Source organism: Collinsella sp. AM40-7AC, from assembly GCF_003468125.1.
GTDB classification, from domain to species: Bacteria; Actinomycetota; Coriobacteriia; order Coriobacteriales; family Coriobacteriaceae; genus Collinsella; species Collinsella aerofaciens_O.
In genome coordinates this window covers 23,910-35,286 of record NZ_QSGK01000002.1, presented here as the reverse complement: position 1 = coordinate 35,286, position 11,377 = coordinate 23,910, and the positions used below count along the sequence as shown (strand labels likewise).

The following is an 11,377-nucleotide window of genomic DNA, read 5'->3' as shown; positions in this document are numbered from 1 at the left end:
TTGAGCCGGGGTCCGCATCGCGCGGGCCCCGGCTATTTGTTTGCGAAGGACGCTTTGGAGTCCGTTTTGCCGCCGATTTGCCGGGATCCGCACCCTGTCGGGTTCGAATCCCGGCATATCGGTAGCAAAAAGCCCGCTACCGAATTGGTAACGGGCTTCTCAGATTTTGTGGTGCCCCCAGCGGGATTCGAACCCGCGATATCCACCTTGAAAGGGTGGCGTCCTTGGCCGCTAGACGATGGGGACAGCGGGAAAGAGTATAGCAGACTTTTTTGCCGGCGCGTATATCGTTGGCAAACTGGAAAACCACCACAAAGGTGCCTGTCTCCTTTGTGGTGGTGGGGCGTTAGGGGAGGAGCTTCATGGCGGCGTCGTGAGCGGTGCGCTCGTAGGTGTCGTCGAGGGGCTTGAGCGGCAGCAGGGCTGTGGCCTGCGCATCGCCGCGGCGCTCGAGGGCGTGGGTGATGAGCCAGTCGGCGAGCTCGGGGTTCTTGGGGAGCGCCGGCCCGTGCAGGTACGTGCCGATGACACCCTTGTAGATGATGCCCTCAAAGCCATCGTCGCCGTTGTTGCCGGTGCCTGTGACGACAGACGTTCCGAGCGGCGTGGCCTCTGCATCGAGCAAGGTGCGGCCGCCGTGGTTCTCGAATCCCACAAAGGGCTCGGGTGACAGGTCGGTCTTGACGGCGACGTTGCCGATCAGGCGGTCGGAGCCGCGTACGGTTTCGGCGGCAATGACGCCCAGGCCCTCGATGCGATCTTCGCCCATATAGTACGAACGGCCGAGCAGCTGATAGCCGCCACAGATAGCAAGCAGTGTGCCGCCGTCCTCAACATAGGCCGCGACCTTGTCTTTTTGAGCGAGCAGTTCGTGTGCCACGGCCAGCTGGTCGCGATCGGAGCCGCCGCCCATCATAACGATGTCGGCGTCGGTCAGGTCGAGCGTCTCGCCCATGTGGACTTCGTCCACACGCACGGGAATGCCGCGCCAGGCGCAGCGGCGTTCGAGCGCGATAACGTTGCCGCCGTCGGCGTAGAGGTTGAGCGCATCGGGATACAGGTAGACGATGCGCAGGGGGCGCGAAAGCTCGACCGGCGCAATATCGGTGGGGACAGCGCTACCATCGGCGCGCGTTACGGCGTGGGAGACAATCGAGCTTGCATCGTCGTCTTTAAGCCCGTCGAGCTCCTTGACTAACGGCGGGAAGGCCGTGTAGTTGGCGACGGCGTAGAAGGTGTCATCGGCGGCCTCGTCTGCCACGGCGCCGATCGCCTGCGCGACGTCCGAGATAATCGCGGCATCGATGCCGGCGTACTTGAGGCGTACCTGCATGTCGTGCGCACGCGTGCCTCCGGCAAAGGCGACAAGACCCGGCGTGTCGGCGATGCGCTCGAAGTCGACATCGTAGATCCACGAGACATCGTGGCCGTCGGCATCGTTATCGTTTAGGAAGAAGGCGCAGAGCCTGCCGCCTGCCGTTTTAATGGACTGGATCTGGCGATCGAAGCCCACGGGATTCTTGGCCAGGTTTGCCTCGACGGTGCGACCGGCAATATCCCAGCGGCCCATGCGTCCGCCGGCAGGCACGTAGGCATCGAGCGTGGGCTGCAGGTGCGCCGCGTCCACGCCCAGCTCGTGCGCCGCAAAGAAGGCGGCGGCGACGTTATAGACCATGTACAGGCCGTTGTAGCGCGTGGCGATGTGCGTTGCGGGTGCGTCGGTATTGGGTCCAAAGACCAAGTCAAATTCGTAGCCGTCGTAGGTAAGCTCAACGTCCGTCACGCGACGGACAAGCGCAGGGCGGGCCCAGCCGCACGAGGGGCAATGGTAGGCGCCGAGCTGGCCGTATTGCACGTAGTCATACTCCAGCGGCGCGTTGCACTGCGAGCAAAAACGCGAGTCGCTAATGCGATCGGACTCGGTGCCCGTGGCGCCGTCGATGCCAAAGGCGATGCTCGTGTTGGGAACGCGTGCGGCGATCGCGGCACACAGCGGGTCGTCTGCGTTGTAGATGAGCGTTGTTGCCGGAGAGAGCTCCAACGCATGGGCAATGACGTCTTGGGTATGGTCGATCTCGCCGTAGCGGTCTAGCTGGTCGCGGAACAGGTTGAGCAGCACGAAGTACGTCGGCTTGAGCTTGGGTAGGACGCGCACGGTGTAGAGCTCATCGCATTCAAAAACGCCCACGCGCTTGCCGCCGCCGGCTCGCTTGAGGCCGCTGCGCGCCTCGAGCAGTGCGCCCACCACGCCCGGCTCCATGTTGTTGCCGGCGCGGTTGCATACCACGGTGGCGCCGCTGGCGGCAACGGCGTCGGCGATGAGGTTGGAGGTGGTGGTCTTGCCATTAGTACCGGTGATCACCACGCTGCGGTCGACCAGGCTCGCGAGGTCGCTTAGCAGCTCGGGGTCGATCTTCATGGCGATGCGGCCGGGAAGCACGCCACCCTGGCGTTTGAGGACAGAGCGCAGTCCCCAGCGGGCGATATCGCTCGAGGTGCAGGCGAGAGATGAGCGGAGGTTCATGAAGCCGTTCCTAACATAGATGACATGGTCGGGGCGATCGCGTCGCTAAAAGCCGTAGCGGCGCGCAAATTCCTGGGCAAGCTGCGATACATCTTCGCAGGCGTTGGCCCAGGGGGCAAAGTCGGGGGTGTCCGAGATAATACCGTCGGCTTCCCAAACCGCCTGGTGCGAGAGGTCCCAGGGGTCGCGCGGCTCGGGTCGGCAGGGAAGATACGGCGTCTGGTACATGGGGTTCAGCAAGAAGAACGCGCCGCCCTCGCAACGGTTAGCGAACTCACGCAGCGCGCGCGTCGCCGGGCGCATCTTGTTCGTTTTGAACAGCAAGATCGTGCGGGCGAGCAGGTACCAAGGAGAGTTTTCGAGTGCGTCTGCCCCCATCTGCTCCTCGAGCTGGTGGGCCAGGGCAAAAAAGCCGTCCTGGTCTTCTAGGCGGGCGAGGGCGAGCAGCACGGTGCCGGCGGCCCGGGTAGGATAGCCTTCCGCCTTAAGAACGCGGCGAGCATAGTTGGCAGCGGCGCGGTAACGAGCGCTCGCCATGCACAGCTGCGAGATGGCCTCGAGTGTGTGAAGCCACCCGATAAGGGCCGGCTCGCTCACGGTAAGGTCCGCTGCGGTGACACCGTCGGCCAAAACATTATTGGCCCAGTAGTGCGGGACCTCCATATCAAACCCGGGCACGCCCTGTTGCAAGTAGTCGGCCGTGCTCGTCTCGAGCTTCATCAGGTCGCCCAGGCAGGCGTCGACGGGCGTGTCCGCCAAAATGATGGCGAGCAGCTGGGCATCGACGGCCAGCGCATCGATGCGGACGATCTTGAGCAGCTCATCACGCATATCGTCGAACAGGCGGTTGCGCGTCTGCTCAAACTCCTCGTCGCTGCCCATGTCCTCGATGCGATGGAGCTCGTCGAGCAGGTGGCGATGAACACCGGCATAGGACAGCAGCGCCTGAGCATGCTCGGACTGCGCATACTTTTGGGGATTCGCGCTAATGTCGTTATGGACAAGCTCGCGTGCTGCATCGGTGAGCTCGGGGTGCGACGCCAGATAGGTGCGCTCCAGGTAGGCGGGGATGTAGACGCTCGGATCCATTAGAGGTCTCCTCCCTTAAACGGCAAGCCCTGCTCGGCCGCCCGCAGTATGCGCTCGTCGATCTGGGAGCGCACGATGTCGTTGGTGGCGACCCAGGCGGCAAAGCTGGCGTTGTCGGGCGCGCCCAGGCCCTCCTGCAGTACCGGCGTCGCCTCGGAGAGTGCAAGGACGAGCTCGTCGGTGGAGCCTGCACCCACGTTGACGCGGGCATAGACGCCATCGGGAAACTCGGTTTGGAAGTAGAGCGCCTCGGCTGCGTGCGGGCACGAGCGCGCAAGGATACGCAGGTGGTGCTCGGCACCCTCGTAGTCCAGCTCGCGCCAGGCTGCGCTCATCAGCGCGATGAGCGTCCACGGGTCCAAGTCACGCTCCGCGTCCTTGGGACGACGGCGCAGCGGCGTGTTGGTGAGATAGGGGACGGAGTGGGCAGAGCGAAAGCGCTTGAGTTCCTCGGCGGGGTATTCGAGCTTTGCCATGGCGAGCATCGCGGTGTGGCGGACACCGGCGGGGTCGTTGGGCGCAAAGTCCAAGCTGCGATTTGCGGCTTGGAGCGACATGCGATAGCGGCCGCTAATGAGGGCGCGCGATGCCAAGGCGGCAAGCCAGCGCAGATAGGGGCGGCACGTAAGGTCGCCTGCGGCCTCGCGCTCGTAGGGGTCCTGCGCCGAGGCGATCTTGAGTGCCAGGTCGTGCTCCACCTCGTCGCACTTGGACACCAGATACTGCACGTATTCCTCGTTGGAGCTGGCGGTGAGGGCGGTCAGCATGCGCTGAGCGTCCCAGTTGGCCGGATCGAGCGCGGCTGCCTCGCGGAGCATGTTCTCGGCAGCTGCCTCTTCCTGCTCTGCCTGGGTATCGTCAGGGATAAAGGGGATGCGGTAGTCGACAGCCTCGACCACCTTGGCAATCAGATGCCCGGCGCGGTCGCGGTCGTGCACGATGAGCGGTGCGGGGTTGCGGGTGAATTGTTCCATCAGGCGCTCTGCGGCGGCAGTGTCGGTGAGCGGGATATTGTCGCGGCGCAAGGCCTCAAGAACGAGGCGATGGCAATCCTCTTGAATGGGATCGAATGCCATGGGGCCTCCTTTGCTGCGGTTAGGGTTCAAATATCTCTATATAAGGTTCTAGTTTACCCGCATGTGGCACACCGGGGGTGCCGCACTTGGACATGCACCTTTGCACCACGAAGTCGGATGTCGCACAAATGTCGGCACCTTGGACGACCGAGTGGTATCACGGTGCCGCAAACGGTCGATTTTTGGCGGCGAACGGTGCATATTTTGGAGGGGCACAGTCCTGCCCAGGATATGTAGTCAACCTTGATAAAACGTTTGCCCAGCTTGGGAGTATGAATGCCGCACAAGGGTCTTCGGGGATAGAAAAAACGTTTCATCATTGGCGGCTTTAGGTGAATAACTGACCAACCAGAACGGTAAAATAGTGTTTGTCTGAGCGTTGAGACGTTTAGACATCGCGCATTGTCATCGCCGGCAACGCGCAAACCGGTCCTAACGGAGCCAATTGGGTGCTCCGTTATATACGCAAGTCTAAGAGGGGCTTGTTTAGGAGGCACAGTATGGGACGTTTTACCAATCCTCGCGATCTGTACTTTGGTGAGGGCGCTCGCCACGAGGTGAAGAACCTCAAGGGCAAGAAGGCCATCATCGTTTCTGGCGGCAGCTCTATGCGCCGCGGCGGGTTCCTGCAGGACGTCGAGAACGACCTTAAGGAAGGCGGTTTCGAGGTCAAGCTGTTCGAGGGCGTCGAGTCCGACCCGTCCATCGAGACGGTCATGAAGGGCGCCGAGGCCATGCGCGAGTTCGAGCCCGACTGGATTATCGCCATCGGTGGCGGCTCGCCCATCGATGCCGCTAAGGCCATGTGGGTCTTCTACGAGTATCCCGAGGAGTCCTTCGATAACATCATCCAGCCGTTCAGCTTCCCGGAGCTGCGTCAGAAGGCTCATTTCTGCGCCATCTCCTCTACCTCCGGCACCGCTACCGAGGTCACCGCGTTCTCCGTCATTACCGACTACGCCAAGGGCATCAAGTACCCGCTGGCCGACTTCAACATCACCCCTGATGTCGCCATCGTCGACCCCGAGCTCACCTACACCATGCCCGCCAAGCTGTGCGCTCACACCGGCATGGATGCTCTGACCCACTGCATGGAGGCCTACGTTTCCACCTGCGCCTCTATGTTCACCGACGCCAACGCCCTGCACGGCATCCGCGAGATCGTCGAGTGGCTGCCCAAGTCCTATGCTGGCGACCATGAGGCCCGTCAGCACATGCACGAGGCTCAGTGCATCGCCGGTATCGCCTTCTCCTCGGGCCTGCTCGGCATCGTTCACTCCATGGCTCACAAGACCGGTGCTGCCTTCGAGAACGGCCACATCATCCACGGTGCCGCTAACGCCATGTACCTGGGCAAGGTTATCCAGTGGAACTCCAAGGACCCGCGTGCTGCTGAGCGTTACGCTTACGTGGCCAAGGAGATCCTGCACCTTCCCGGCGAGACCAACGAGGAGCTCATCGCTGCGCTCGTCCAGAAGATTCGCGACCTCAATGACCAGCTCAACATTCCGCAGTCCATCAAGGATTACGCGAATGGTGGCGTGAAGGTCGACGCCGAGAACCCGCAGATGGTTTCCGAGGAGGAGTTCCTCGCCAAGCTGCCCGAGATCGCTGCGAACGCCGAGACCGACGCCTGCACGCCCGAGAACCCGCGTGAGACCAAGGCTGCCGACTTCGAGAAGATCCTCAAGGCCTGCTACTACGACACCGACATCGATTTCTAATCGACTCTTGTTATCGTAACGAGGGGCTCCGCACGTATCCGTACGGAGCCCCTTTCTTTTTTCTTTTAGAGAATGGGATAGTTATGGCTGCAATTTTCAATAGCCCCAGCAAGTACATCCAGGGTCCGGACGAGCTCGCCAAGCTCGGCTCCTATGTCGAGCCGCTCGGCGCTAAGGCCCTCGTCATCGTGACGCCTTCGGGCAAGAAGCGCGTCGGTGCCAAGATCGAGGGTGGTTTTGCCGAGGCTAAGGCCGAGCTGCTGTTTGAGGACTTTAACGGCGAGTGCTCCAAGGGCGAGGTCGATCGCCTGGTTGCGCTCGCGCGCGACAACGGCTGCGACATCATCGTCGGCGTCGGTGGCGGCAAGATCCTCGACACCGCCAAGGCCGTCGCCTACTACCTGGAGTCCCCGGTCATCATTTGCCCCACCATCGCTTCGACCGATGCCCCGTGCTCGGCGCTCTCCGTGCTCTATACCGATGACGGCCAGTTCGATAAGTACCTGTTCCTTAAGGCGAACCCCAATATCGTTCTTATGGATACGACGGTTATCGCGGCGAGCCCGGTACGCCTGACGGTGGCAGGTATGGGCGATGCGCTCGCAACCTACTTTGAGGCCCAGGCGACGCACGATGCCGACGGTGGCACTTGCGCTGGCGGCAAGGGCGGCATGGCCGGCCTGGCGCTCGCCAAGCTCTGCTACGAGACGCTTATGGCCGATGGCGTCAAGGCCAAGGTTGCGCTGGAGAAGGGAGCGTTGACGCCTGCCGTCGAGCATATCATCGAGGCCAATACGCTGCTTTCGGGCATTGGCTTTGAGAGCTCGGGCCTTGCTGCTGCTCATGCCATCCACAATGGCCTGACGATGCTGCCCGAGTGCCACGGCATGTATCACGGCGAGAAGGTCGCCTTTGGCACTATCGTCCAGCTGGTACTCGAGGATGCCCCGACTGAGAAACTCGAGGAAGTCTTGGGCTTCTGCATTGAGCTGGGCCTGCCGGTCACGATGAAGGAACTTGGCGTTGCCGAGCTTACGCGCGAGCAGGCCATGATTGTTGCCGAGGCCGCCTGCGCGCCCGATGACACCATGTGCAACATGCCGTTTGAGGTGACGCCCGAGATGGTCGCAAACGCCATTCTGGGTGCAGACGCACTGGGCCACTACTATCTCATGGATGAGTAAATCAAGCTAAGGAAGGGGCAAAGCCAGCAGATGGCTTTGCCCCTTTTTTGCTAAGGTGCAAAGGGGTCAGGTTACTTTGCACCAATCGTTGTTTGATGAAGGGTGGATTCTCGTATGGCGCTTCCTATGGTTTACGGCGGTCCCGGCCGGTATGTTCAGGGGCCGGGGGAGCTTTCGCGCCAGGGCAGGTATTTGTCATGGTTGGGCTGCGCTGCCTATGTCTTGTTTGACCAGGGCACCGAGGATCGGCTGTGCAGGCAGATTGTCGATGGATTTCTGGACGACGATCTAAGCGAGCCGTTCTTTAAAATTTACAACGGTCCGTGTACGGAAGAGGCTGTTGCCGAAATGGCTAAGGAAGCCCAGGCTGAGTATTGCGACATGGTGGTGGGTATTGGCGGTGGCAAGATGCTCGATATCGCCAAGGCAGTAGCGTTTTATGCCGAGTTGCCGTTGTGCGTATGTCCCACGGCGGCCTCAATGGATGGTCCGTGCAGCGCGATTTCGGTGCTGTATCACGAGGATGGGTCGTTCGACCGCTACCTGATGCTCGAGAAGAATCCAGATCTGGTCGTGGTCGATACCAACGTGGTCGCAGCGGCCCCACTGCGTATGACGGTCGCTGGTATGGGCGATGCGCTGGCAACGTACTTCGAGGCGCGTTCGTGCGCCGCGGCGCACGGCGCCAACGAGCACGGTGGCGCGCCGGGGCACTTGGCTCTGGTTGCGGCTCGTGCCTGCTACGACACACTTATGGAGTGCGGTGTCGCTGCCAAGCGCGATCTCAAAAAGGGGCGTACGTCGCCAGCGGTTGAACGCCTGATCGAGTGCAATATTTTGCTCTCGGGTGTCGGCTTTGAGGGTGGCGGCTTGGCGTTGGCGCATGCCATCGCCAACGGGCTGACGATTCTGCCCGAGTGCAAGGCCATGCATGGTGAGGCCGTGGCATTTGGTCTGGTGGTGCAGCTGCGCCTGGAGCGTGCACCCGAGCTTGATCAGGTGCTCGAGTTTTGCCAGCGCGTCGGTCTGCCGACGACGCTCGAGGAGCTGGGCCTTGGCGAGATTTCCGATGCCGATCTGCAGGGTGTTGCAAATGCGGTCTTTAGAAACGAGCGCAATATGGCTAACGAGCAGGCCAAGGCGACCAAACAACAGCTCCTGCAGCTCATGTGCGAGGCATAGTTTGGCGCTTGATTGACCTTGTGCAATCGAGACGGCGATAGGCCATGGGCTATTTGCCTCAAAGGTGCTCCGCGTGTAATTTGCCCGAGGCGTGGGCCGATAGCGTATCATTATCTTTTGCTTGTTTGCACTGCTCAGGGAGGGGCCGCGCATGGCGCAGGAACACGATCTGTTTGATGACATTATCGAAATCAGCAAGGGTTTCGACTTTCTCAAAAACCCGCTTGGCGGTGTGACCGACGCACTCGATCCGTCGGCGCCGCAGTGGAATCCTGCCGACTACAAGGAGCGTCCGCGCGGCAACACCATTCCGTGCCTGACCTGCAAAAACGAAAAGAGCGGCTGCACCGCGTGCATGGACGTGTGCCCGGTCAACGCTATCGAGGTCGAGGAAGACGCCATTGAGATCCTCGACTCCTGTCGTAAGTGCGGCCTGTGCGCTGCCGCCTGTCCGACTGAGGCGATTATTTCGCCGCGTCTGGCGCCCAAAAACCTTTACGACGACATTGTCTCGGCGGCTACGAGCCACGAGACCGCCTACGTTACCTGCACGCGTGCCCTTAAGCGCATGCCGCGCGAGAACGAGGTTGTTGTCGCCTGCGTGGGCGATATTACGGCCGAGACCTGGTTCTCGGTACTGGCGGACTATCCCAACGTGAGCGTGTACCTGCCACTGGGCGTGTGCGATAAGTGCCGCAACACCGGCGGTGAGGACATCCTGGGCGAGGCGATTGCGAAGGCCGAGGAGTGGGCCGGCACGGGCATGGGTCTGGAGGTCGATCCCAAGAGCCTCAAATGTCATAAGCGCCGCGAGTACGAGCGCAAGGAGTACATGGAAAAGATCGCCCGCACCACGGGCCTTACCGTGACAAAGCTCAATCCGGCAACGGCGGCACTGGCCTCGGTGACGCAGAAGCTCAAAGCCCATCGCCATCAGATTACCCAGTTGGAGCGTACGCTCAACACCATGTGCGGCACCACGACGACCAAGCGTCGCCGTTCGCTCACGCACGGGCGGCAGCTGGTGCTCTCGACGCTGCAAAACCACCCCGAGCTTGCCCAGAACATGCAGGTGAGCACGCCGGAGTGCGATTTTGACAAGTGCACGTCGTGTGGCGAGTGCGTCAACGTATGCCCCACGTTTGCCTGCGATCTGGTGGGAAGCGGCCGCTTTGCACTGGAATCCACGTATTGCCTGGGTTGCGGAGCCTGCGTCAAGGTGTGCCCCGAGCATGCGCTCAAGTTAGTTAAGCATGACGCGTCCAATCTGGTCGTCGTCGATCCCGAAGCCGAGGAAAAGGCCGCCCAGAAGGCGAAGGCTCACGAAGAAGCTGAGAAGGTCAAGGCCGAGGCAAAGGCCAAGCTTGACAAGATGCTCGACCAGGTGGAAAAGCTCGCGGACTAGTCAGCGACCTCTATCTCTGCTTCATTCGTGCCGCCGTGGCGTCCGGGTTCGCCCAGATGCTGCGGCGGCGCTATACTTATGCAGTTTGAAGTACCTGTATCAAAAGGAGCTGTCGTGTCCCTTTCCATCGGTATCGTGGGCCTGCCCAACGTGGGCAAGTCGACGCTGTTCACCGCGCTTACCAAAAAGACCGGCCTTGCCGCCAACTACCCGTTCGCCACGATCGACCCCAACGTGGGTATCGTCGATGTGCCCGATAGCCGCCTGCAAAAGCTCGCCGACATCGTCAACCCGGGTCGCATTGTGCCGGCTACGGTCGAGTTCGTCGACATCGCAGGTCTGGTGAAGGGCGCTAACGAGGGCGAGGGTCTGGGCAACCAGTTCTTGGCAAACATCCGCGAGACCGACGCCATCTGCGAGGTCGTGCGCTACTTTAAGGACCCCAACGTCATGCGTGAGGTGGGCCGCACCGGCGAGTTCGTCGATCCCGCCGGCGATGCCGACACCATCATGACCGAGCTCATCTTGGCCGACATGGGCACGCTCGAGAAGCAGCTGCCCAAGCTCGAGAAAGAGGCCAAGCGCGACAAGGAGCTCATGCCCAAGTTCGAGGTTGCCAAGCGTCTGCTTGCCTGGCTCAACGAGGGCAAGCGCGCCGCATCCATGGAGATGACCGACGAGGAGCGCGCCGCTGCCAAGGGCCTGTTCCTGCTCACCATGAAGCCCATCCTGTATGTGGCCAACGTAGACGAGGACATGCTCAACGAGGACCTGGCACCCATCGACGGTGTCAAGCCGCTGCCGATCTGCGCCAAGATCGAGGCCGAGCTTTCCGAGCTCGATCCCGAGGACGCTGCCGACTACCTGGAGAGCCTGGGCCTGGAGCAGCCCGGCCTGGACGTGCTCGCGCAGGCAGCCTACAAGCTGCTCGGCCTGCAGTCGTTCTTTACGGCCGGCGAGATGGAGGTCAAGGCCTGGACGGTGCGTCAGGGCGCGACCGCCCCGCAGGCCGCCGGCGTCATCCACACCGACTTTGAGCGCGGCTTTATTAAGGCCGAGGTCATTGGCTACGACGATTACATCGAGCTCGGTGGCGAGCAGGGCGCCAAGGCTGCCGGCAAGCTGCGTATTGAGGGCAAGGACTATGTTATGGCCGATGGCGACGTCGTGCACTTCCGCTTTAACGTGTAAGG

General features: G+C 61.6%; 8 protein-coding genes and 1 tRNA gene. 5 read left to right on the top strand and 4 right to left on the bottom strand.

Going from position 1 to position 11,377, the window contains the following annotated elements; genetic code table 11:
* Nucleotides 1-169: 169 nt before the first annotated feature.
* From DW892_RS01860 to DW892_RS01840, 4 genes are all read right to left on the bottom strand, one after another.
* Nucleotides 170-246 (bottom strand) — tRNA-Glu (locus DW892_RS01860).
* Between the two features lie 100 nt (nucleotides 247-346).
* Complete coding sequence (locus tag DW892_RS10450; protein WP_199577654.1) at nucleotides 347-2,524, bottom strand: MurT ligase domain-containing protein; 2,178 nt, start codon at nucleotides 2,522-2,524, stop codon at nucleotides 347-349.
* Nucleotides 2,525-2,569: 45 nt separating this feature from the next.
* Complete coding sequence (locus DW892_RS01845) at nucleotides 2,570-3,613, bottom strand: hypothetical protein (RefSeq protein ID WP_117765281.1); 1,044 nt, start codon at nucleotides 3,611-3,613, stop codon at nucleotides 2,570-2,572.
* Entirely contained in the window at nucleotides 3,613-4,689 is a 1,077-nt protein-coding gene (locus DW892_RS01840; protein WP_117765279.1) for a hypothetical protein, read from the bottom strand. The genes DW892_RS01845 and DW892_RS01840 overlap by 1 nt, the downstream gene beginning before the upstream one ends.
* Nucleotides 4,690-5,189: 500 nt before the next feature.
* Here DW892_RS01840 and DW892_RS01835 point away from each other — a divergent pair, with 500 nt between their 5' ends.
* From DW892_RS01835 to ychF, 5 genes are all read left to right on the top strand, one after another.
* Nucleotides 5,190-6,413, top strand: coding sequence for an iron-containing alcohol dehydrogenase (locus DW892_RS01835; protein WP_089572776.1), 1,224 nt, complete (start codon nucleotides 5,190-5,192; stop codon nucleotides 6,411-6,413).
* A gap of 83 nt (nucleotides 6,414-6,496) precedes the next feature.
* Entirely contained in the window at nucleotides 6,497-7,597 is a 1,101-nt protein-coding gene (locus DW892_RS01830) for a glycerol dehydrogenase (RefSeq protein ID WP_117636942.1), read from the top strand.
* 114 nt (nucleotides 7,598-7,711) lie between these two features.
* Nucleotides 7,712-8,779: a glycerol dehydrogenase gene (locus DW892_RS01825; protein ID WP_117765277.1), complete on the top strand. Its 1,068-nt coding sequence runs from the start codon at nucleotides 7,712-7,714 to the stop codon at nucleotides 8,777-8,779.
* A 151-nt stretch (nucleotides 8,780-8,930) separates the two neighbouring features.
* Nucleotides 8,931-10,184 carry a 4Fe-4S binding protein gene (locus DW892_RS01820; protein ID WP_117765275.1) on the top strand — a complete coding sequence of 418 codons (1,254 nt, stop codon included), beginning with the start codon at nucleotides 8,931-8,933 and terminating at the stop codon, nucleotides 10,182-10,184.
* Between the two features lie 114 nt (nucleotides 10,185-10,298).
* On the top strand, nucleotides 10,299-11,375 hold the full coding sequence (gene ychF, locus DW892_RS01815; protein WP_055309950.1) for a redox-regulated ATPase YchF: 1,077 nt from the start codon (nucleotides 10,299-10,301) through the stop codon (nucleotides 11,373-11,375).
* Nucleotides 11,376-11,377 lie beyond the last annotated feature (2 nt).